Origin of the sequence: Edaphobacter modestus (assembly GCF_004217555.1) — a bacterium.
Classification (GTDB): Bacteria; Acidobacteriota; Terriglobia; order Terriglobales; family Acidobacteriaceae; genus Edaphobacter; species Edaphobacter modestus.
In genome coordinates this window covers 4,939,748-4,962,847 of record NZ_SHKW01000001.1, presented here as the reverse complement: position 1 = coordinate 4,962,847, position 23,100 = coordinate 4,939,748, and the positions used below count along the sequence as shown (strand labels likewise).

Below are 23,100 nucleotides of genomic sequence, written 5' to 3'. Positions count from 1 at the left end.
CTTCGAGTGGAATCCGCAGGATAGGCACGACTGACCGCGGGCTAAACGTTATCTTAACAGGCTGTCCGCGCCGCTTCTGTAGTTTTTCGTGCGCGAACCAAACTCACTCCGTTTCGGCCTTTCAATCTCCCAATCGTGCCAGGGCCTTCTCCAGGCGGACGCCGCGGGAGGCCTTGAGCAACACGACATCTCCGGCTCGCAGGTTCGAACGCATCCACTCCCCTGCCTGCTCAGGAGTTGCAACAAAGCTTGCGTCCCCGCCTGCAGCCAGGGCTCCATCCACCAGCGCCTGAGCCACGCCTCTTACACCGACCACCGTCGAGACGCCCTTCTCGGCCATCCTTCGCCCGCAGGCTTCATGCAGCGTGGCCGCTTCGGGTCCAAGTTCGAGCATCTCGCCGGCAATCGCGATGTGACGTTCTCCCGGCATCGCCATCAGGGCATCTACCATCGCGTCGAGAGCGCGAGGATTCGAGTTGTAGGAGTCGTTGATGAGGGTTGCTCCCCTCCATGACAAAATCTCGCCACGTTTATCGGAGGCCTGCAGCCCTCCCACAGCCGCCGCACATTCGTCCAGCGACATTCCACTCCGCAACCCGACTGCGATCGCCGCCAGCGCATTCAGCACGTTGTGACGTCCCAGCAGCTTCAGACGCACATACGCCCGTTCTCCGCCCGCGACCACATCGAAGTGGATACCTTCGATGCCGGCTTCCACTATCTTCGCGGCGCGCACCTGCGCATTCTCTCCAAGGCCGTAGAACACGGCGCGATCTTCCATCCCGCGGCCGAACTCCCTGACATAGGGATCGTCTGCGTTCAACACCGCGATTCCATTTGGAGGCAGGGATTCGACCAGCTCGTACTTCGCCCTGGCGATTCCGGCAAGGCCGTCGGGGAAGAATTCGACATGAACCGGAGCGACATTGGAGACGACGGCCCAGTCCGGCTCCGCGATCTTCGCCAGTGCGGCGATCTCTCCGGCGTGATTCATTCCCATCTCGATGACCGCGACTTCATGCTCGCGCTCGAGCTTCAGCAACTGCAACGGCAGACCAAAGGCATTGTTCAGGTTCCCTGCGGATTTGAGCACGCGAAAGCGAGCCGAGAGCACCTGGGCCACCGCCTCCTTCGTCGTCGTCTTCCCGGCAGAACCAGTCACGCCGATGACGCGTCCGGCCCAATCGCGGCGAACCGCATTGGCGAGACGCTGGAGAGCACTCAGAACGCAGTCTTCGCAATCGGCAACCCGTAGCAGCTTCGTCTCGTCCACGTCCGCCGGAATCAACCACCGGTTGCCCACTACGGCCGCAATAGCGCCATCGGCCAGCGCCGCAGCCACGAAGTCGTGGCCATCGAGTCGCTCACCCTTGACGGCAAAGAAGAGATCGCCAGCACCGATGGTGCGTGAGTCGATCGAATAGCCCAATGCCTCGGCTATGGTGTCGAAGATACCTTCAGCGTGAATCCAATCCGCGATCTGACCCAGGGTCAACTTCATCTCTCTCCTCTCAAGACACGCGCTGCAACAGCAGAGTCATCGAAGGGCACGGCGCCGCTTCGCAGAATCTGCATCTTTTCGTGCCCCTTTCCTGCGATCAGAACGATGTCTCCCTTATCTGCGGATCGGATCGCAATCTCAATGGCCGCTGCACGATCTTCTTCCACGATGGACTCCGTCCCTGTCTCCCGCAAGCCCACAAGAGCCTCGGCAACGATCGCTCCCGGCTCTTCGCTACGCGGGTTGTCACTCGTGAGCACTACCAGATCGCTTCCCTCGCCCGCCGCCCGACCCATGCGCGGACGCTTGGTTCGATCGCGATCGCCTCCGCAGCCAAACAATGTAATCACGCGACCACTGTGCTCTTTTACCAGCTCGCGAGCCAGCACGATGAGGTTCCGCAAGGCATCGTCGGTATGGGCATAGTCCACCACAACCGTCACACCGGTATCGGTCGGAACCACCTCGAACCGCCCCGGCACTTGGGCGCCCGTCTCTGCGGCCTGAGCAATCTGATCCAAAGTAAGGCCACGCGCCCACGCGGCCGCAGACGCCGCCAGCAGGTTGTAGATGTTCACGCGACCGGTGAGAGGAGACCTCACTTCCACAGCGCCATGAGGAGTTCTCATGCGCAAACGAGTCTCGCCTGCACGCATCCTGATCTCCTCCGCAAAGAAGTCCGCCGCAACGTCAAGTCCATAGCGCACCAGCTGGGATCGCTCGATTCTTTCAGCGATTCTCTGTCCGTAAGGATCGTCGACGTTGACCACGGCTACTCGCGGAGGCGGCGCGCCCACGCCCTCAAACAAGCGTGTCTTCGCGGCAAAATACCGTTCCATCGTTCCGTGGAAGTCGAGGTGATCCTGCGTGAGATTGGTAAAGATCGCAACATCGACGGGAAGACCCCAGACACGCTCCTGCTCGAGCGCATGGCTCGACATCTCCATCACCGCCTCGGTCGCGCCTGCTTTCGCGCCTTCAGAAAACAGCTCGAGCACATCGCGTGACTCCGGCGTCGTGTGGGGAGACTCCCGCACTTCGCCGGCGATATGCGTCTCGATGGTTCCAATCAGAACGCAGCTGCGACCCACGCTCTTCAACATCGCTTCCAACAGGAATGCCGTCGTGGTCTTGCCGTTGGTTCCAGTCACTGCGCTCAAAGCAAGATGTCGCTGCGGGTGCCCGAAGATCGCAGCACTGGCCTCAGCGAGTGCACGGCGGCCATACTCGACCAACGCAGCACCTGTGCCAGCGTGCTTTTGACGAAGCTTCTCATAGGCCTCAGGAGAGTCCGTCACCACCGTCACGGCTCCCTGCGATATGGCTTTGTCGATGAATTGATTTCCGTCCGCGGAGCCGCCGCGCATTGCGACAAACAGATCACCGCTCACGACACGCCGCGAATCGTACTGAACCCCGCGCACCGGCACTTCGCCTTCGGCAGACTGTATTACGGCGATCTCCCGAAGCACCTCGTTCCAATCCATATGTAGAGATTCTAAGCGTCCAGAGACGATGACTATCGCGCGAACCGAACGACGATCTCGGTTCCCGCAGGAACCATCGTACCGGGCGCGGGAGCCTGATCATGCGCGAGCCCGCTGCCAACCGGCTGTACCCGCAGACCCGCCTGGTCCGCGCGTTCTACGACAGTGCGCAGGGACCCTCCTTCGAATGAGGGCACGGCGACCCGATGACTCGCGTCCACGACAACACCGCCATCTCCGCGCATCTGTACCGCCGGCATGATTTTGGGACTAGCCGAAAGCGAGGCCTCCTGTGCATCCGGCGAAGGCGCACTCTTCGAGCGGAAGGTGGCAAGAACCTTCGCTGGAAGCAGGTTGAGAAGAGTGGAATCCTTGCCCTTCGCTGCCACGGCCGGCGACTTCTTTTCGGCCTGAGCTTCCGCGGCCTTTGCTGTAATGGCGGACTTGTCATCCGCCGCAAAGGCAGGTAGCGCGCCCGCGTTTGCCTGAGCACGCAGCGGATCGTCGGCGGGAAGATCGTTGATGTCGGCAAACATCTGATTGAGATCGGCTCCGTTATCTTCGAGCGAATCGTCGGCGACATCGTTTGCGGTGAGCATCGTCTGCTGCTCTTTCTTCGTCTTTAGCGGCTGATCATGAGGCACGCCGAGATACTCAAGCACCTCCTGCGCGACTTCGGCGAAGACCGGCGCGCTGGTCTCGCCGCCGTAGCGTGTTCCTACTGTCGGCGTATCGATGACGACGGCAACCGAGATTGCGGGGTTGCTGACAGGCGCGAAGCCCGCAAAACTGGCCACCAGCTTGGTATGCGAGTAGGTGTGAGTCACCGGGTCGACCTTCTGCGCCGTACCCGTCTTTCCAGCTGAGCTGTAACCATTGAGCGCGGCTTTTTTACCCGTCCCCTCGGTCACAATTCCCTGCATCATCATCCGCATCTTCGCGGAGGTCATCTCCGTGATCACGCGATGGGCTCCGTCGGGCAGCGTAGACGGAAGCTGGTTCGCAGGCCGGAAGGCCACAGGCCTCAACCTCGGATCGCCCTTGACCTGATCGGTCGACTGCAGCAGAACGTGCGGCGGCATGTAGACGCCACCATTGGCAATCGTGCTCACCATAGTTACAAGCTGAACCGGAGTTACGCCGATCTCCTGACCGATCGCCATGGAAAGGATGCTGGTCGAACCCCACTTCTTCGGATTGCGAAGAATGCCGCGTGTCTCGCTGGGAAGCTCGATCCCCGAGCGATCGCCAAAGCCAAAGGAGCGAATGTAGTCATAGAACTTCTGATTGCCCAGCTTCAACGCCATCTTCGCGGCGCCCACGTCGCTTGAGTGCTCGAGAGCATATTGCACCGTTACGCGTCCGAAGCGATCGCTGTGGTCATCATGCAGCGTGCGGCCGTACATCGTCATCGCGCCGAACTGGCAGTCCACAATATCGGTGGGCTGCACCCCGGCCGCATCGAGCGCCGCCGCGTAGGTCACCAGCTTGAACGTCGATCCCGGCTCATAGATGTCGCTCACCGCCAGGTTCTGCAGGACACTGGCATCCATATGCCGCTGATCGTTGGGATTGAACCGTGGCGCAATCGCAAGCGCAAGAATCTGTCCTGTGTGAGGGTCCTGCACAACCACCGTTCCGTGCGCCGCCTTCATCTTCTCCATCTGCGCGTCCAGAGCGCGCTCTGCCATGTACTGAATGTTCGCGTCGATCGACAACACCAGGTTTTCGCCCGGCATCGGCTGGCTTTCTTCGCTGCCCAGAATGTGGCGCTTCGCATCGACGGCGGTCATCACATGCCCCGGCGTTCCGTGCATCTCGTCGTCGAAATGTCGTTCGAGTCCGCCCAGCCCGGTATCGTCCGTGCCTACGTACCCCAGAACCTGCGCAGCGAGGTCGTTGTTGGGATAGAAGCGCTTGAACTCCTTCTGAAAATAGACACCCTTCAGGTTGAGCTCACGCACGCGGGTGGCGGTCTCGGCATCCACGCGCCTTGCCACCCAGGCAAAGTTTCGCGATGCGTTGAAGCGAGCGAGCATCTGCGGCTCAGAGGTGAAGTTGTCGTGCTCGTTATGTACGATCTTCGCCAGAATGTCCGCGGTAGAGGCTCGATTCTCACCCAGCTCGTTCGGAACAGCGTAGATGCTGTCGACGAGCACCGTCATCGCCAGTTCTTTGAGGTTACGGTCGTATAGCACACCGCGCCTGGGAGCTACCTCAAAGGTGCGCTGCTGCTGGCGGGCGGCCCGCTCGACAAAATCACCATGCCGAACCACCTGCAACCAAATGAGTCTTACACCGATCGCGGCGGTCCAAAAGACAAAAAACAACGCCACGTTGACGAACCGTATCCTCCGGATAGGAGCGGTCAGTGTCTGCCGTGGCGCCTTGTTCATGACGAATCTTCCAATCTCAAATTCTGCTTGCTACTGTCTCGCGTCGATACGGTCCTCTATCGAGGGGCCATCGCGGGAGCGTTTGCTTCGGCCCACACGGGAGCATTGGTTTCGCTTCCATCCGGCCGAACAACCTGGCCGGGCTGCGGCGCATCGAGCCCGAGCTGTTTGGCGATCTTGTCGATCCTCTCCGGATCGGTCAACTGCGCTTCATTGAGCCGAAGCTGGTGATTCTGCTCCCGCAACTGCTCCACCTGCTGCTTCTGGGCCTCGACGCGATAACCGATCTCGATGGCGAGAAAGTGCTGCCACACGTAGACCATCACCAGCACGAACAGCATGCTCATGACCACCGCGAACTGACGCATCTCGCGACGGCGCTCCGGATCGTCCGCCTTCACCAGCCGCGTGTTATCGAGGTGCTTGGCAAAGAAAACCTCAGGCGTCGGCCCACGGCGCGCCTTGTGCTGCGCCTCAAGCAGCGCACGATTGCGTTCTGCCACGGACTCGGTGCGACGCCGCGGCCTTGCCGCTGCTGCACCCATCATCTCAATCTGTTGTCCTGCCATCGCCGACGCTGCCATCGCGCACCTCTCACTCGTCTTATTGCTCTGCCATCCTCAAGAACGAAACCGGGCCGGGATCGTTATTTAGAGGAAGGGACTTTTTGTTACTGGTTGTCTTTCGCCTGAAAGCACGGTGGGACAACCCCGGCCCGATCACTTGTCTGCTCCCTGCTCTGCTGCGTAGAACCAAACCTGCAATTCAAATCTTCACTACCGCCCGCATCTTCGCGCTTCGCGATCGCGGGTTGCGTCTTTCTTCTTCCTCGCCGGCTACAACCGGCTTCTTCGTCAACACTTCGTACACTCCGCTGCGCCCTGCCTCCCGGAATGCGTCCTTCACGAGCCTGTCCTCCAGGGAGTGGAAGCTGATCAAAACCAGCCTTCCTCCCGGCTTCAGCAGAGATGGCGCGCTCTCAAGCAGCGTCCTGATCTCTCCCAGCTCGTCATTCACTCGAATTCGAAGCGCCTGAAAGGTCCGCGTCGCGGGATGAATCTTGTCGCCTTTCATTGCTGGGGCCGCGGCCGATACGACTTTTGCCAGTTCCGCTGTCGTCGTAATCGGCCGGGCCCTCACAATGGCTCTGGCGATTCTCCGCGACCTCCTTTCCTCTCCGAATTCGTAAATCAGGTCGGCGAGTTCGTTTTCGTCTTCCTGATTTACCACTTGCTCGGCCGTCTCCCCTGTGCGCGTATCCATCCGCATATCCAAGGGTCCGTCGGTCCGAAAACTGAATCCTCTGTGCGCCTCGTCCAGTTGCAGGCTGCTTACGCCGAAATCCGCAAGCAAACCATCCAGGCTCCCGGGCTCGATCTCGCTGGCCGCCTCGGAGAATGCCTTCGGCACCAGCCGAATCTCCGGCATCTGGGAACCAAGCTCCCCGCGAAGCTCGTCGAGCCTCGCCTTCGCCAGCGCCAGCGCCTCAGGATCGCGATCGAAACCGATCAGCGTTCCCTTCGGTCCAAGCCTCCTCGCAATCTCCGAGGAGTGCCCGGCGAGCCCCAGCGTCGCGTCTGCATAGACGCCGCCGGGCCGCACATTGAAGTACTCCATTACCTCGTCTAAAAGAACCGGCACATGCTGCGGTTTCCTCATCTCTTTCCCGCCCTCTGTGCTGCCCCTGGGGGCCAACTTCACCTGCTATAAGCCAAACTCTGAAAGCGCCATCTGATCCGCCTCGGTCATCGGCTGGGCTTCCAGCTCGGCCTTGAACGAATCGTGGTTCACAACTTCGAGAAAGGTCTGCGAACCAAGCACGACCACATCTCCGGTAACCCTTGCCGACTCCCGCAAAATCTGCGGCATCAACAGCCGGCCCTGCGCATCCATCTCCGCCATCTGGCCGTAATAGTTCGTTACGTCCAGAAACTTCTTTCTTGCCGGGTTCATGGAAGGAATCGCGGCCAGCTTCTCCTCGATCTTTTCCCATTCCTTCAGCGGATAAATCTCCGCCCGCTTCCCGTCCTTGCTCGTGATGTAGAACTGAGGCCCGTACAGTTCATCCACCCTGCGCTTGAACTCAGCCGGCAGTTTCAGCCGGCCTTTCTCGTCCACGCGGGTTGGGTGATTTCCCCGAAACATGACAACCTCGATACCTGTTCCAACTCATTGCTATGGAAGGGGAAGGCCGCAGAGGTAGACTTTGTTCAAAATCTTGCCTGAACAAGTCCCTTTGACTCCACTTTTTACCACTTCCGTCCACATGGTCTCCCAGACGCATGGCGGTGTAAAGGATGGAATTGAAAGAAAAAGGGGCTATTCCCACAATGGGCTGTGGATAATCCAGCCTCTTGGGTTATCGAGTGTGACAACTACTACATATGGGGTTTACGAAGTCGGTTCATATCTAGTTCGTTACTTGCGGAGCCGAAGGGGCATTTGATAGGCGAAGTAAAAGCGAAGACAGTTCGCTCCCGCGATTTATTTAAGGGCACGGCAGCCAACAGGTTCGTTCAAAAGGCGTGAACGCGTGGCTGAACCTTCTTCCTTTTCAGAAGCCAGATCAGATACGCCAGCACTGCCAGGTTGATGAGAAGAAGGCTCAACCGGAACCAGTTGGGATGTTGACCTAGCTCAAACACCTCCCAGGGGAGAAAGGAGACGGTGAGGAGCAAGGTTAGATATTCTGCCCAGACCTTCTCCAGCATCAAACCGATGCCTTCTGTCAGCGCCAGAGCGGAGTAAGCGAAGGTAGCCAGGCTGATCTGCTTGAGCCGATGTGCGTCGATCAGATCGACCTTGTCCAGAAGCAAGGTGACGAACTTGCTCTCGGGATCGAATTTGAGTGCGGCGGCCAGCCGCATGACTTCGTCGCCGAGATCCTTGTGCAGCAGGTGAATGGCGCCGAATCCAAGCAGGAAGAAAAATACTGCCTTGCCCAGTTTGAAGAGGCCGATCGCCATCAGGCCGCGATCTCGATGCCGTTGTTCCGCTGCGCTGCTTGAGGTCGACGACATCCAGTTGCGATCGGTGGTTAGTTCGCTCTCCATCCTGATTCCCAGTTGACGGGCTCCCAGAGCAAATGTCAACGTCCCAATGGGAATCGAGAGCGCTCAGTTGCTATCTGCTTCATAAGGAAGACGCCGATGGGGCCGCTGTTTTTTGCGCTGCACCGACGGTAATCAGGAATGTCTGGCCAGCACGCGGTCCATCAAGCGACTCAGATAGGGCTTCGCCTTTTCGTGCGCAGCCTCGGCAGTGATGCCATACTTCGCACGCAGGGCTTCTGGCTTGCCGTGTTCGATGAAGGCATCGGGCCAGCCGATGCGGACGACGGGGACGTTCAGGTCCAGCTCGTTCAGAACCTCCATCACGGCCGAGCCGAAGCCTCCAGCGAGTACGTGATCTTCGAGGGTGATGACGAGTCCAGCGCGCGAGCCGAAGTCCGCGAGGCAGTCGCGATCGATGGGCTTGGCGAAGCGAGGGTTGATGACTGCGGCCGAGAAGCCATCGTGCTGAAGCATCTCCTTCAGCCGAACCGCTTCGGGCAGCATTGCTCCGAGGCCGAGGATGGCGACATCGGTGCGTCCCGGATCGTTGAGAACCTCAGCCTTTCCGATCTCAAGCGCGACCGGCTGGGCTTTGACCTCCACTCCCGGGCCTGTGCCGCGCGGATAACGGATCGCGGACGGACCCTCGTGGAGCATCGCGGTGTACATCATGTCCTGCAGCTCATCCTCATCCTTGGGAACCATGTGGATGATGTTGGGAACGCTGCGAAGGTAGCTGATATCGAACAGACCGTGATGCGTCGGGCCATCGTCTCCACTCAGACCGCCGCGATCCATGCAGAAGACAACCGGGAGGTTCTGCAGGCAAACATCGTGGACGATGGGGTCGAAGGCTCGTTGCAGGAAGGTCGAATAGATCGCGCAGAAGGGCTTGTAGCCTTTGGTCGCCATTCCTGCGGCGAAGATGACCGCGTGCTCTTCTGCGATTCCGACGTCGAAGTATCGCGACGGATGATGTGGACGGTAGAGGTCGAGCGCGGTTCCGTTGGGCATCGCGGCGGTGATGGCGACGACCTTTTCGTTCGCCCGGGCCAGCTTGGTCAGGCTCTCGGCGAAGATCTCCGAGTAGGTCTTCTGCCCGGCGGATTTGGTCTCGCCGGACTCGGGATCGTAGGGGCCGAGGCCGTGGAACTTCTTCTGCTTCTCGAGAGCAGGCTGGAAGCCGCGTCCCTTCTGGGTAATGGCGTGAAGGACGACGGGCTTGTTCTGCTGCTTGAGAAATTTGAAGGTTTCGATGAGCAGTGGCAGATTGTGGCCGTCGATGGGACCGTAGTAGCTGAGACCGAACTCTTCGAAGAGCATTCCGGGACCGATGAGGCCTTTGGCCGCTTCTTCTGCCTTGCGCACGACGTGGCGGGCGGCCTTGCCACCGAACTTTTCAATCAGCCCTGCGGCCTTGTCATGCAGGTTGCTGAAGGTGTTGTTCGCGGTGATCTTGTGGAAGTATTCGGCGATGGCGCCTACGTTCTTGTCGATGGACCAGTCGTTGTCGTTGAGGACGACGATCATGCGGCGCGTCTGCACTGCGATGTTGTTAAGAGCCTCGAACGAGATTCCGTTGGTGAAGGCTGCATCTCCGGCCAGGGCGACGATGTGCTCGCTGCCTCCGGCGAGGTCCCGCGCGACAGCCATTCCGAGCGCGGCGGAGAGAGCGGTTCCGGCGTGGCCGGCGCCATAGCTGTCGTGCTCGCTCTCGGTTCGCAGCATGAATCCGTTGAGTCCTTCAGGCTGGCGAATGGTGTGAAAGCTGCGCTCGCGGCCGGTGAGGAGCTTGTGCACGTAAGCCTGATGGCTGACGTCGAAGACGAAGCTGTCGACGGGAGTGTCGAAGACGTAGTGAAGAGCGATGGTCAACTCGACGACGCCTAGGTTGGGGCCGATGTGTCCGCCTGTCCTGGCGACTACGTTGATAAGCCGTTCGCGAATCTCGTGGGCGAGCTGCTCCAGCTCGACCGGCGAAAGCTTCTTTACGTCGGCTGGCGATTTGATCTTTTCTAAAATCCCGTCCATCTGTTGTCCCGTATCCAATGGTCTATCCCTGAATTGACTCGGCTTCCCTTACATGAGACTCTTCGGGCTCTCTTCTGGACAGCTTTTAGTATTCTTCTGGACAGCTTTTAAGTATAACGACGGTCCGGGAGTTTAGTTGTTGTGGGTCAAACACCCTGGGATGGGTACCCCCTGCCTGCGATTTGTGGAAGTCGTTTCCTCTGTTAGGTTTGCGAGATTTCCACAGTGTAAATTGTTGCAAACAAAGGGATTAACCCCTAAAATATTGAATTTACGTCACTTATTGGCGAACTCGCGGGAATTGCTTCTTTGAGTTTTCTCTACCTTTCTATGCTAGCAAGGAAAGGGAAACTAATCGGCAATTCTATGTGCCGTGTTTTGTGTGTTTTATGGGATTAACAGCTTGACAGGGTTTTGGTGAGCAGTTGTCTTGAGGGGCGGGGATCGCCTTTGGAGAGTGGATAATGCAGGTCCTTCGACTGCGGGGTTCGCTGGTGCGAACCCCTTCGCTCAGGATGACACTTTCTCGGTGAGCCCTTTGTGAGTGGTGGACTTTGGTGGGACTCTTGCGTGCGGACTCTGGGGGAGTCTTATGGGGATTCTTGCGGGTGGGCTCTTACGGGGACTCTGGTGGGGGTTTCCAGAGGGTGGCTCTTGTGAGGCGAGGAGGGGAAGATGGATATCCCCCTCCCGGTTGCCCATCGCGCCGGACGTTTCGCCCGACGCGCGATGGTTGCGGCTTCAGATCTGCGAGTAGGGCGCAGGTGTGAGGATGAGGTTATCGACGTTGCTGACGGTGGGCTCGAAGTTATAGCGCGGGTCGGCGCCGAGTTTCTTCCAGTCCGGATCGGCGTTGAAGCGCGCCCAGCCCGCGTCGAGGGCGTCGAGATCGGGAAAGGCAAGCATGTAGGTGAGCTTGGGCAGGTTGGGTCCGACGAGGCCGTCGGCGAAGAAGACGTTGTCGCAGCCGGACCGGCGGAAGAATTCGAACTCACCGTGGTGGAACATCTCGACCTTGCGGATGTGATCGAGGGGAGTTGCGCTCTCGTAGGTGCGGAGCTGAAAGATGCGCTTGGAGGCCTTGGCGGGAACGGTGAGCTTGGGATACCCCTCGAAGGCTTTAAGCAGGGTGCTTTCGATGCGCTGGAAGGGAGGCTCTTTGGCGGGGGCGGTCCAGAAGGGCTCGGCGGCCTTGAGGAACTCGGCGTCTTTGGCGAGGATGAGATCGACGTCGACGACGGTCTCGAGTTTGGTTCCCGGGATGAGGATGTAGGTGGTGGGGGTTTGAGGGCCGAACTGAACCTTGAAGGCCCCGATGGAGTTGAGGCCGAGACGGTTGAGGGCGGGGATAAGAGCGGAGGAGAAGAACTGGTCGGAGAGCTTGCCCTGCGGTCCGCTGCGGAGGGTGTACTTACGGAGCTGATAGTACTCACGGGCGGAGGAAGCGGGTGCCTGCGCCGAGGCCGAGGAGGCTAGGGTCGCGGCAGAGGTCGCGAGAGCGGACTTTAGAAAATTTCTTCTTTGCACAAAAATCTCCGGGATGGTTTGTTCTCTGGTCTGACAGTCTAACCGATAGTCGTTCGTAGAAGTAGAGATGCGCCTTCACTTATGGGAATTCATGAACGCTCTGCTTTTTGGATTTCGGGCTGGCGTGCGGGATTGGCGGCTTCGGAGGGATATCTGGTGTTACGGGCGAAATACTGGGATTCTTCGCTTCGCTCAGAATGACGGCGGGCGGTGGGGGTGGTGGCGGACGGTAGTGGTGCTCATGACGGCGATCGGCAGTGGCGACTTCGGCGTGGCGGCTTTGGTGGTGGCGGCTTCGGCGGGATGTCTGGCGCTACAGGCGAAATACTGAGATTCTTCGCTTCGCTCAGAATGACGGCGGCGGGTGTGGTGGCGGACGGTGGTGGTGCTCATGACGGCGGTGGCGGCTTCGGCGGTCGGCGGTGGCGGCTTCGACGGTCGGTGGTGGTGCTCATGACGGCAGTCGATGGCGGGCGTGGTGGTGTTCAGGCTCGGGAGTGGGAGGAAGCGTTACAGGACGGTGTCAGTCCGAGACGCCTTCTAGAACCTGTTCGCTGATGGGTTCGGAGCCGAACTCTCCTTCCCACTTGGCGACGACGACGGAGGCGAGGCAGTTTCCGACGACGTTGACGGTGGTGCGGGCCATGTCGGCGAGAGCATCGATGCCGAGGAGGACGAAGATGGGCTCGGAGGGGAGGCCGAAGGTGGAGGCGGTGGCGAAAAGCACGACGAGGACGGCGCGGGGAACTCCGGCGACTCCCTTGCTGGTGAGCATGAGGGTGGCCAGCATCATGATCTGCTGCCCGAGGGAGAGATGGATTCCGGCGACCTGCGCCACGAAGATACTGGCCGCTGAGAGATAGAGCGCGGAGCCGTCGAGGTTGAAGCTGTAGCCGGCGGGGATGACGAAGGAGACGATGCGGCGGGGAACGCCGAGGGCTTCCATGCACTCCATGGCGCGGGGCAGGGCGGCCTCGCTGGTGGAGGTGGCAAAGGCGATGGTGGCTGGCTCGGCGACGGCGGAGAGAAAACGGCGGACAGGCACACGGAAGAGCAGGGCCGCGGGAAGGAGGACGACGAGGCCGAAGGCGACGAGGGCTCCATAGAGGGTGAGCAGGAGTTTGCCGAGGTTGACGAGAACGCCGAGTCCCATGTGGCCTACGGTGTAAGCCATAGCCGCACCGACGCCGATGGGAGCAAAGTACATGACGATGTTGGTAAAGCGAAACATGACCTCGCTGAGGCCTTCGCAGAGGTGAAGAACCGGGGCGCGCCGGGATGGGCTGAGACCAGCGAGAGCAATTCCGAAGAAGACGGCGAAGACGGCAACCTGGAGGATCTGGCCTTCGGCGACGGATTTGGCGATGTTTTCGGGAAAGACGTGAAGGAGAAACTCCTGCCAGTGGGTCGCGGGGGGCGCGAGCTGCGTGGTTTCGATGGCCGCGGGGGGTGGGGGAAGGGTGAGGCCGCGGCCAGCCTGACTGAGGTTGATGGCGATGAGGCCGACGACGAGGGCGAGAGTGGTGACGACCTCGAAGTAGATGAGGCTCTTGATCCCGATGCGCCCGACTCCCTTGATGTCGCCGTGGCCGGCGATGCCGGTGACGAGGGTGGCGAAGATAAGCGGAGCCACGATGGTCTTGATGAGACGAAGGAAGATGTCGCTGAAGACGCGGAGCGAGACGGCGAAGTGCGGAGCGTCAAAACCAAGCTCCGCGCCGGCGACCATGGCGACAAAGATCCAGGGAGTAAGGGTTCGGCGGCGGGCGGCGAAGACGGCAAGCAGACCGATGGCGATGCATCGGAGAAGGCGCGCGGCGATGAGGGAGCCATGAAACGCAGGGACAGCGATACCGGCCGCAAGCAGAAGGGCTGCCGCGGCGAGAAGAATTCGTTCGAGAGATTGCGTTCTCACTTCGCGAAGAATATCAGCAGGAGACGAGGAATCATGCGAGGCGGAGCTCGCGGAGAATCTCCGCAGGATTTCTTGGTATAAAGAGCTTTGGCCTCTTGCCGTGCCGCTCGGACACTGCGCTGCGCTTCCTTCCTGTCCTCGGAGCGGATTTGCCCGGTGAGAGAAAACACGTGGCTGTCTCCTGTGCAGGAAGGCTGCTTCCGAGGTCTGATGATGCGAGATAAAAATCTGTACGTTTCCGTTATGGTCTTCGGGCTGTTGCTGGCATCTTCGGCGCGCCCGATCGCGGCGCAGATGCCGACGTCGGCGGCGGGGCTGGATGGACTGGGCCAGAAGGGCCCGGCTTTGAGTCCACTGACGCAGCCCACGCTTTCGCCCGGGGTGATTCTTCTGATGGAGCTGGAGGGAAGGTTCGCCCAGGCAGTGGCTGCGGGGGGAGGCAAGGCGTTTGCGGAGTGGTTTGCCGAGGACGCGGTGGTTCTGAACAACGGCCAGCCCGCGACCCTGGGGCGGGGAGCGATTGCGGCGCAGGCTCAGTGGGACCCGAAGGTTTACCAGTTGACCTGGGCTCCTCAAGGCGCGCAGATGGGACCCTCGAACGATATGGGGTTCACGTGGGGTCACTACGAGGGTCACTCCAAGGACAAGAACGGGCAGCCGGTGGTGATCTCGGGACGCTATATGACGGTGTGGAAGAAGATGCCGGATGGGAGCTGGAAGGTTGCGATGGATGCGAGCTCGAATGAGCCCGCCCAGGCAGCCGAATGCTGCGCGGTGCCAAAGCCGTAAGCCTCGCTACACCTAAAGTTGGATACCCGGCACCCCCCTGCTCCCCTAGGATCGACCTGCAAGCATGAACGCTCTTTTGGTCAAAGACGAAGGCTCGCGAAGTCAGGCCCTTGAGCAAGACGATGGGCTGAACTCCACAACGGACCCTGTCGTCGAAGACCTGGCGGGACTGGCGGCGCAGATGTGTGAAACGCCGGTTGCGCTGGTTTGCGTGGTGGAGGAAGACTGCTTCCGCCTGAGGGCGACGGTGGGCTGCAGTGCGACAGCGCTGCCGCGGGGAAGCATACCCTATGAGATCGCGATCGAGGGAGACGGGATCCATGAGGTCTCCGACGCGCGGCTTGAGCCTGAGCTTGCGCCGGACGGATTGCAACTGGATGGACAGTGCTACTGCTTCTACGCGGCCGCCCCACTGACCATGTCGACGGGAGCTCATCTGGGAGTTCTGGCCGTGGTGGATCGGCACCCGAGACAGCTTACGAAGACACAGTCGAGCGTTCTTGGCACGCTGGCTCGACAGGTAGTGGCGAGACTGGAAGCGAACGAGCGGATCCGGCAGATGGAGCTGGAATCGCAGTCACAGGGACGGTCCGAGTCGGAGCTGGCGATCGAGAAGAATTTCGTTTCGGCGGTGCTGGATACGATCGGTCTGCTGGTGGCAGTCTTCGATGCCGAGGGGCGGATCGTACGATTCAATCGTGCCTGTGAGATGACTACGGGGCACAGCTTCGGCACGCTGAATGGAGGCTATCTGTGGGATCACCTGGTTCCAACGCGGGAGATTCCGGCGGCGATGGCGGCCTTCGGCCGGCTGCGGGATGGACTGTTTCCAGCGACCTTTGAAAATCGCTGGCTGCATCGTGACGGCACGACACGACGCATTGCGTGGACGGCGACCGCGCTACAGGACACGGACGGGCAGGTTGTGTTCGTGATTGCGACGGGAATGGACGTGACGAAAGATCGAATGGCGGAGCCGACGCTCAAGGAGAGTGAGGCTCCGTATCGGCAGCTGGTAGAAAGCTCGCTCGGGATGGTGTTCACGCACGACATTCGAGGGCAGCTGCTTTCGTTGAACGCGCATGGAGCGGCGACGGTAGGCCGCACGGTCGAAGAGATGGTGGGGCATTCGCTGGCAGAGTTTATTCCGGCGAAGCGCCAGACGGCGATCCACGACTACCTGCGAATGGTTGGAGAGGTGGGCGAGGCGCAGGGCGTGCTGCATCTGGCGCACTCCGATGGCGAAGTTCGCGTGATTGCGTACCGAAACAAGCTGATCACGGTGAGCGAAGGCGCGCCTTATGTGCTGGGGTTCGGCGTGGATATTACCGAACAGGTGCGTGCGGAAAGAAAGCTTCGTACGCTGGCGCGGCAGTCGAACTCGATCCTGGAGTCGGTGGGCGATGGGATCTTCTGCATCGACCTGGAAGGCAGGGTGACGGTGGTGAACTCCGCCGCGGTGCAGATGCTGGGCTATCGCAAGGACGAGATGCTGGGGAAGGTGATGCATTCCCTGATTCACCATACGAAGGCCGATGGAACGGTTTATCCGATGGAAGAGTCGCCCGTCCGCAGGTGCCTGTTGAACTTTGGCACAGCGCGTGTGATGGACGAGATCTTCTGGCGCAAGAATGGAACCTATTTTCCGGTTGAATATGTTGCCCGGCCGCTGATCGATTCGCAGGCGAGCGAAAGCGGGGAGACGCGGGCAATCGGGGTAGTGGTGGCATTCACGGACACGACGGAGCGACGCGCCCTGGAGCGGATGAAGGATGAGTTTATCTCCACGGTCTCGCATGAGCTGAGGACACCGCTCACCTCGCTGCGCGGCGCGCTTGGCCTGTTGCGCGGCGGCGCACTGGAGGAGAGGCCGGAGAAGTCGCAGCAGATGCTCGAGATCGCGATCAACAATACGGACCGGCTGGTACGGCTGGTAAACGACATTCTGGATCTCGAGCGGATCTCGAGCGGAAAGAGCGAGCTGCACCTGGCGAGAGTTCGCGGTGACGAGCTGTTGCGGAGGGCCGCAGGCTCATACGAGGCTGAAAGCTCGCGCTCGAGCACGCGGATTCTGGTTGCGGCAACCGATGTGGCCGTATGGGCGGATCGGGATCGCATTCTGCAGGTGCTGCATAACCTGCTTTCCAACGCGTTCAAGTTTTCAGCGCCGGAGCGCGAGATTCAATTGACGGCGTGCAAGCTGGATGAGCAGGAAGCCCTCTTTGAAGTGCAGGATCACGGGCGCGGGATTCCTGCGGACAAACTGGAGAATATCTTCGATCGCTTTCAGCAGGGAGACGCTTCGGATTCACGCGCGCTGGGTGGAGCGGGACTGGGGCTGACGATCTGCCGCAGGATCATCCATCAGCACGGCGGACGCATCTGGGTGACCAGCACTCCTGGAAAAGGCACGACCGTTCACTTCACTTTGCCGACGGGGCCGAAGACGAATCTGCGGTAAAGAGGAAGGCCGGCTGGACCTCTTCGGAGTTCCAGCCGGAGAATCTATTCTTCGTTTTCGCGAAGTTTCGCAATCACGGTGAAGTCCTCGAGTGTGGTCGTGTCGCCTTTGATCTCTCCTCCGGAGGCCAGCTCGCGCAGAAGACGACGCATGATCTTGCCGCTGCGGGTCTTGGGGAGGGCCTCGGTGAAGCGAACGTCATCGGGGCGAGCAAGGGCTCCGATCTCCTTGGCGACCCACTGACGGATCTCCTGCTTGAGCTCGTCGGAGGCGATGTGGCCCTCTTCGAGGGTCACGAAGGCACAGATGGCCTGTCCTTTGAGATCGTCGGGACGGCCGACGACGGCGGCCTCCGCAACCTTCGCGTGCGCCACCAGTGCGGACTCGACTTCCATGGTGCCGAGGCGATGACCGCTGACATTGAGTACGTCATCGACGCGGCCCATGAGCCAGTAGTAGCCGTCGGCATCGCGACGGGCACCGTCGCCGGTGAAGTAGCTTCCCGGAACCTCGACCCAGTAAGCCTGCTCGTAGCGCTCGGGGTTGCCATAGACGGCGCGGGCGAGCGACGGCCAGGACGTCCGGAAGACGAGCAGGCCTCCCTTTCCGTCGGTGATCGGCTGGCCTTCCTTGCTGACGATCTCGGGCACTATGCCGAAGAAGGGCCGTGTGGCCGATCCCGGTTTCGTTGGGACGGCACCGGGGATGGGAGCGATCATGATGGCTCCCGTCTCGGTCTGCCAGTAGGTATCGACGATGGGGCAGCGCTCTTTGCCGATCTCGCGGTGGAACCACATCCACGCCTCGGGGTTGATGGGTTCACCGACCGTTCCCAGGAGCCGCAGCGAGGCGAGCGAGTGCTTCCGGACATGCTCAACTCCCCACTTCGTGAAGGCACGAATGGCAGTAGGAGCGGTGTAGAAGATGGACACCTTATGGGCATCGACGATCTTCCAGAACCGATCGCACTCCGGCCAGTTCGGAGCGCCCTCGTACATCATGACCGTCGCTCCATTCTGCAGGGGGCCGTAGACCACGTAACTATGGCCGGTCACCCAGCCGATGTCGGCGGTGCACCAGTAAACATCCTCTTCGTGGAGGTCGAAGACGTACTTCGACGTGAGGTAGGTCTGGACCGCATAGCCGCCCGTGGTGTGAAGCAATCCCTTCGGCTTTCCGGTTGTGCCGGAGGTGTAGAGAAGGTAGAGCGGATCTTCCGCGTCCATCCACTCGGCGGGACACTCTTTCTCCGCCGCAAGCATGGACTCATCCCACCAGACGTCGCGGCCGGGCTTCATCTGCACGGGCGTTCCGGTGCGGCGGTAGACGACGACATTCTTGATGGTGGGGCACTGCTCCAGAGCCTCGTCCGCGATCTTCTTCAAATGAATCTCGGAGCCGCGGCGATAGGAGGTGTCCTGCGTGATGAGCGCGACGCAGGAGGAGTCGTTGACCCGGTCCACGATGGCATGAGCAGCAAAGCCACCGAAGATGACCGAGTGGACAGCCCCAATGCGAGCACAGGCAAGCAGCGCGATAGCGAGCTCCGGGCACATGCCCATGTAGATGGCGACGCGATCTCCCTTGTGAATGCCGAGACCCTTGAGGACGTTGGCAAAGCGCTGCACCTCCGCATGAAGGTCGGCGTAGGTGAGCTTGCGGACGTCTCCCGGTTCCCCCTCCCAGAGCAGCGCGACCTTGTCGCGCCGGGAGCCGGTGGCGTGACGGTCGACGCAGTTGTGCGACAGGTTGAGCTTGCCGCCCGTAAACCATTTTGCTCCGAAGCCGGAGCCATCGCGTCCGGGCTCGAGAACGCGGGTCCAGGGAGCAAACCATTCGAGCTCCGAGGCCGCCTCGGCCCAGAACTCTTCCGGCTTTTCGATGCTGCGGCGATACATCTGCTCATACTGCTCGAGGCTGGAGATATGAGCCTTGGCGCGGAACTCCTGTGAGGGCTCGAAGACCCTGTTCTCCCGCAAGCTCGAATCCAGATTCGCCGTTCCTTCTGCAATCGCCGTCACGCAACATCCTCCACTAAATTTCTGTACAAAAAAGGTACGCTATCGCTTATACGAGCGGCAACCAGAGGGTAGGACAAATGTCCGGGGCTTGAGAGGGTGCGGGAAGGTTTCGTACTTTCATGGGTTAGTTTTTTACATTTCCGCGGGGAACAAATGGCAGTTCCATCGATTGCGGCATCTGCCGCCCCGGTGAGCAGCTTGCACGAGGCCTATGCCTCAGGAAACGAGGCAGGAGAGATTCATGGCTCGGTTGTCTCTTGATCGGGAATGTTCGATTGCGCCGGCGGGGTACAAAGCAGCGGACGGCATAGGGGCTGTGGGCAGGACAGGAAGCCCCAGAATGAATCACGAGCCACGTTCCGCCCTGTGGTTGGGTTGAGGCAGCATGTTATCCGCTGACGGCGAGGCGAGCGGTAGACTTTAGAACAGAATGTCCTCGACAACTGTCTTCTGGTCCGCCGGCGTGGGATTTTTTCTCGGCTTCGGTTTTGGCGTGGGGTGTGCGCTGGCGGTGATGTATTCGATCTACCTGGGCGGCTACCGGGCGGCGATTCGTGACTCCCGCCTGTTGGAACCTCCGGAGCGCTATCGAAGCGCGCTGAAGAAGGTCGAATCGGCGGGCGCAGACAAGAAGGGTTGAACCTGTACATCCTGCAGCGCCCCCAGTAGTCTCGGCAATGTCGTCAGCCTTTCCGGTTGCCGATCTCCAGGTCCCTGTCCCGCTTCGCCAAAAAGACAGGGCGGGGACCTGTTCCCTCCCCTTCGCCGTCGCAGTTGATTCTTCATCGTCTCCGCCAAGATCTCGTAACGCGTGACGATGCGAAAGCAATCGCAGCACGCTAGCCGCGGGCGGCGAGCAGGGTCTTCAGCTCCTTGACTTCGGCGGTCAGTGCGACGATCTGTCGGAGGATCTCACCGCGCTCTTTGCCTTCGCGCAGTGGATCTTTCTCTTCCACGTAGAAGTTGCCGCTGGGTTCAAGCACCAGGCATTCCACCTGGCTGAAGTCGTTCAGTCCCCCTCTGTGCAATATCGTCTTCAGTTCAAGTTCGCTGAGCGCCTCGCGCTTTACGGCCTCAGTGTCGACCTTGCCCTGCTCGATCAGTACCGTCTCTTTGCCTTCAACAATCCTGTTGAGCCGGGGAAAGCGAAACAGAATGCGCGTCAGCACAAAATTGATCCCGAGCAGAGAGAAGACACCGACGATGCCCCCGGAGACGGAGTTGTCATCGCCGATGATCGAATTCTGCACGGTGTTCGAGAGGCAGAGCAGGACGATCAGGTCGAAGGGGTTAAGCTGCGCCAGTTCGCGTTTCCCGAACAGGCGCAGGAACAGGACGAGACAGAGATAGACGATCACCGGCCGCAGAATCTTCTCCAGCAACGGCACATGGAGGTGGAACATGCTGTCGATCACAGAGGACTCCTTACGCGTGGTTGGATCGTGCGGCCCGGATGTCGCCTAGGCGTAACGCTTCTGATGCCACTGCCAGGCGCTGGCGATGATCTGGTCGAGCTCGGGGAACTTCGGCAGCCATCCCAGCTCCGCCTTGATCTTCTCCGAGCTGGCGACCAGAACTGCCGGGTCTCCGGGACGGCGCTCGCACTCCTCGACGGCAATGGGGCGGCCGGTCACGCGGGCCACCGAGTCGATCACCTCCCGAACCGTAAAGCCCTGTCCGTTGCCGATGTTGTAGATGAGACGGTCGCTGCGTTCGAGCGCGCCAAGAGCGAGAAAATGGGCCTCGGCGAGGTCGCGGACGTGGATGTAGTCGCGAATGCAGGTTCCGTCCTTGGTGGGATAGTCCAGGCCGAAGACCTTGATGCCTTTGCGGCGGCCGAGGGCGACATCGAGGATGAGGGGAATCAGGTGGGACTCCGGCTCGTGGGCCTCGCCGTATCCCTCAATGGCTCCTGCGACGTTGAAGTAGCGGAGACTGGCGTAGCGAAAGCCATGAATGCGATTGAGCCAGGTGAGCATCTGTTCGACCAGCAGCTTGCTCTCGCCGTAGGCGTTGGTGGGGAGCAGCCGGGCATCTTCGGTGATGGGAGTCGTTTCGGGCTCGCCGTAGCAGGCGGCGGTGGAGCTGAAGACGATGCGGTCGTGACCGGTGGCAAGCATCGCCTCGAGCAGGGTGAGGGTGGCCATGGTGTTGCTGCGGAAGTACACCTCGGGGACTTTCATACTCTCCCCGGCCTCTATGAGCGCGGCGAAGTGCATGACCCCGTCGAAGTGCTGCTCGCGAAGGGTCGCTTCGATTTTTGGGCGGTCTGCGAGATCCGCCTGGACGAAGCGCGCGCCTGGTGCGACGGCCTCGCTGCGGCTGTGGCAAAGATTGTCGTAGATCGTGACCTGATGGCCCGCAGCGAGCAAAAGCCGGCTTACCGTGCCCCCGATGTAACCTGCGCCACCTGTTACTAAGATATTCATTTCATAGCTCCTAAACCCTTCTTTCTGCATACCACAAAAGTATCAGTGTCATCCAAATGGGGTTACGGCACTATACTTGAGTAAGTGAATTGGCAGAGCCCCGGCGAAAGAGAACCGGATTGGACTCCCGATTGCACGGTGCCTGCTGCAACCCTGACGCAATTCTTCACGTCTGTCTTGTTACGCTCCACGGCGGCAGCGATGCGTTGTCGTAATTGTTGCATCGAGCAAAATGCTCGACGGCATTCACCCAAGTTGGGCTAGGGTTCAATCTCCCCGGTACACCAGTCCTCCGGTATCTTTACCCGGATTGGTCCCAATGTTCCACCTCTTCTGCAGAGAGGTGTCAACAAAAAGGACTCTTTATGGCGAAGCCACTCCACACTGACGATCTCTCCCCTCCCAGCGTTCAGTTCTCTCATTTCGGCGTCTTACACGACGGTCAACAGAGCAAAGGATCGCTGTTCACCTCGATCACGGTAAACGTCGTGATTGCCATCATCGTCTGCATCGTGGGAGCAGCGGCAAAGAAGATTGAAGAGACTCACAGGTTGACAGAGGTGACCCTGTCCCTTCCTCCGAAGCCGATCGAGCCGATCCGCCCCAAGATTATTCCCAAACCCCTTCCTGCCCCGCCGGTGGCAAAAGTCGAGCCACCGAAGATCAGGATGCCGGAGGTCAAGCCTCCGGAGCCCATCAAGCCGGTCGAGGTGAAGATGGCGCAACCGGCTCCGGAAGTTCCTCCCGCTCCCCCGAAACGGGTGACGGCACCGGCGGCTCCGAAGCCCGTATCGCTGGCTCATCCTCAAGCGGCGTCGGTGGTGAACGAATCTCCCCACCCGTCGCCGGTAGCGCTTGGCCGACCGGACAATCCGATTGCGCCTTCAAACCGCCCAGCCACCAGCTCGGTGGATCTGGGCCAGAAGGGCGCGCCTGGCATGCCGGCCTCGAATACCGGAGCGGGCCCGCGTGCAACCGCCGTCAACCTGGGCTCGGGTTCCCCGGGCAGCCAGAGTATGTCGGGCAACGGATCTCGTCCGGTGCAGGGAGTGAAGCTCGGAGTTCCCGGCGGAACGGGTCCTTTGAACTCGACGAGCCGGACGGCTTCGACGGGCCCCGTGAATCTGGGCCAGGCCGTGCCGCCGATGCCGAAGGCGCCCACGCCCGCGGCGACGGCAGCGAAGGCTCCGAAGGTTCTTTACAAGCCTCGGCCTGAATACACGCAGGAGGCGATCAAGCTCCGCATCGAGGGAACGGTCTCGGTGCGACTGCACGTGTCCGCAACGGGCGTAGTGCAGGTTCTCGGCGTTACGAGCGACCTGGGCCATGGCCTGGGGGAGTCCGCCATACGTGCCGTTCAAGCAACTCGTTTTCAACCCGCCACGGATGCTTCGGGAAACCCGGTGGACTGGGAGGGGATTGTGAACGTCGTCTTCCAGCTTGCTGGATAGCGGCAGGATGCTCCGGCCATTTCGTTGTTTTTTGTAACC

At 60.4% G+C, this 23,100-nt stretch carries 18 protein-coding genes; 5 read left to right on the top strand and 13 right to left on the bottom strand.

Annotation, left to right across the window (positions count from 1 at the left end; all coding sequences use genetic code 11):
• Positions 1-121: 121 nt before the first annotated feature.
• The 9 genes from BDD14_RS20960 to BDD14_RS20920 form a co-directional block, all read right to left on the bottom strand.
• The gene (locus tag BDD14_RS20960) at positions 122-1,501 is read right to left on the bottom strand and encodes a UDP-N-acetylmuramoyl-tripeptide--D-alanyl-D-alanine ligase (RefSeq protein WP_130420915.1); all 1,380 of its coding nucleotides are present in this window, start codon (positions 1,499-1,501) and stop codon (positions 122-124) included.
• Positions 1,498-2,988, bottom strand: coding sequence for a UDP-N-acetylmuramoyl-L-alanyl-D-glutamate--2,6-diaminopimelate ligase (locus tag BDD14_RS20955; RefSeq protein WP_130420913.1), 1,491 nt, complete (start codon positions 2,986-2,988; stop codon positions 1,498-1,500). The genes BDD14_RS20960 and BDD14_RS20955 overlap by 4 nt, the downstream gene beginning before the upstream one ends.
• A 32-nt stretch (positions 2,989-3,020) precedes the next feature.
• Positions 3,021-5,384, bottom strand: coding sequence for a penicillin-binding protein (locus BDD14_RS20950; protein WP_130420911.1), 2,364 nt, complete (start codon positions 5,382-5,384; stop codon positions 3,021-3,023).
• Positions 5,385-5,440: 56 nt separating this feature from the next.
• Entirely contained in the window at positions 5,441-5,968 is a 528-nt protein-coding gene (locus BDD14_RS20945; protein WP_130420909.1) for a septum formation initiator family protein, read from the bottom strand.
• A 181-nt stretch (positions 5,969-6,149) separates the two neighbouring features.
• The gene (gene rsmH / locus BDD14_RS20940; protein ID WP_130420907.1) at positions 6,150-7,043 is read right to left on the bottom strand and encodes a 16S rRNA (cytosine(1402)-N(4))-methyltransferase RsmH; all 894 of its coding nucleotides are present in this window, start codon (positions 7,041-7,043) and stop codon (positions 6,150-6,152) included.
• Between the two features lie 45 nt (positions 7,044-7,088).
• On the bottom strand, positions 7,089-7,529 hold the full coding sequence (locus BDD14_RS20935; protein WP_130420905.1) for a division/cell wall cluster transcriptional repressor MraZ: 441 nt from the start codon (positions 7,527-7,529) through the stop codon (positions 7,089-7,091).
• Positions 7,530-7,900: 371 nt separating this feature from the next.
• Positions 7,901-8,437: a DUF2127 domain-containing protein gene (locus tag BDD14_RS20930; protein WP_130420903.1), complete on the bottom strand. Its 537-nt coding sequence runs from the start codon at positions 8,435-8,437 to the stop codon at positions 7,901-7,903.
• A gap of 132 nt (positions 8,438-8,569) precedes the next feature.
• The gene (gene dxs / locus BDD14_RS20925; protein WP_130423433.1) at positions 8,570-10,468 is read right to left on the bottom strand and encodes a 1-deoxy-D-xylulose-5-phosphate synthase; all 1,899 of its coding nucleotides are present in this window, start codon (positions 10,466-10,468) and stop codon (positions 8,570-8,572) included.
• Positions 10,469-11,209: 741 nt separating this feature from the next.
• On the bottom strand, positions 11,210-11,995 hold the full coding sequence (locus tag BDD14_RS20920; protein WP_130420901.1) for an NIPSNAP family protein: 786 nt from the start codon (positions 11,993-11,995) through the stop codon (positions 11,210-11,212).
• A gap of 91 nt (positions 11,996-12,086) precedes the next feature.
• Here BDD14_RS20920 and BDD14_RS20915 point away from each other — a divergent pair, with 91 nt between their 5' ends.
• Positions 12,087-12,326, top strand: coding sequence for a hypothetical protein (locus BDD14_RS20915; protein WP_130420899.1), 240 nt, complete (start codon positions 12,087-12,089; stop codon positions 12,324-12,326).
• 192 nt (positions 12,327-12,518) lie between these two features.
• Here the strand turns inward: BDD14_RS20915 and BDD14_RS20905 are convergent, their stop codons facing one another.
• Positions 12,519-13,910 (bottom strand): dicarboxylate/amino acid:cation symporter, encoded by a 1,392-nt coding sequence (locus tag BDD14_RS20905; RefSeq protein WP_130420895.1) that lies wholly within the window; start codon positions 13,908-13,910, stop codon positions 12,519-12,521.
• Between the two features lie 210 nt (positions 13,911-14,120).
• On the opposite strand from BDD14_RS20905, the gene BDD14_RS20900 reads away from it, so the two are divergent.
• Together BDD14_RS20900 and BDD14_RS20895 are read left to right on the top strand one after the other, a co-directional pair.
• Positions 14,121-14,699, top strand: a complete 579-nt coding sequence (locus tag BDD14_RS20900; RefSeq protein WP_130420893.1) for a YybH family protein — start codon at positions 14,121-14,123, stop codon at positions 14,697-14,699.
• A 64-nt stretch (positions 14,700-14,763) separates the two neighbouring features.
• Positions 14,764-17,160, top strand: coding sequence for a PAS domain S-box protein (locus BDD14_RS20895; RefSeq protein ID WP_130420891.1), 2,397 nt, complete (start codon positions 14,764-14,766; stop codon positions 17,158-17,160).
• 44 nt (positions 17,161-17,204) lie between these two features.
• Here BDD14_RS20895 and acs read toward each other — a convergent pair whose 3' ends face one another.
• Positions 17,205-19,181: an acetate--CoA ligase gene (gene acs, locus BDD14_RS20890; protein WP_242618092.1), complete on the bottom strand. Its 1,977-nt coding sequence runs from the start codon at positions 19,179-19,181 to the stop codon at positions 17,205-17,207.
• A gap of 430 nt (positions 19,182-19,611) precedes the next feature.
• Between acs and BDD14_RS20885 the strand changes: the two genes are divergently transcribed.
• Positions 19,612-19,821, top strand: coding sequence for a hypothetical protein (locus tag BDD14_RS20885; RefSeq protein ID WP_130420889.1), 210 nt, complete (start codon positions 19,612-19,614; stop codon positions 19,819-19,821).
• 199 nt (positions 19,822-20,020) lie between these two features.
• Here the strand turns inward: BDD14_RS20885 and BDD14_RS20880 are convergent, their stop codons facing one another.
• Entirely contained in the window at positions 20,021-20,596 is a 576-nt protein-coding gene (locus tag BDD14_RS20880; protein ID WP_130420887.1) for a DUF421 domain-containing protein, read from the bottom strand.
• Between the two features lie 45 nt (positions 20,597-20,641).
• Complete coding sequence (galE, locus tag BDD14_RS20875; RefSeq protein WP_130420885.1) at positions 20,642-21,610, bottom strand: UDP-glucose 4-epimerase GalE; 969 nt, start codon at positions 21,608-21,610, stop codon at positions 20,642-20,644.
• Between the two features lie 365 nt (positions 21,611-21,975).
• Here galE and BDD14_RS20870 point away from each other — a divergent pair, with 365 nt between their 5' ends.
• The gene (locus BDD14_RS20870; protein WP_130420883.1) at positions 21,976-23,061 is read left to right on the top strand and encodes an energy transducer TonB; all 1,086 of its coding nucleotides are present in this window, start codon (positions 21,976-21,978) and stop codon (positions 23,059-23,061) included.
• The last annotated feature ends 39 nt before the right edge of the window (positions 23,062-23,100 follow it).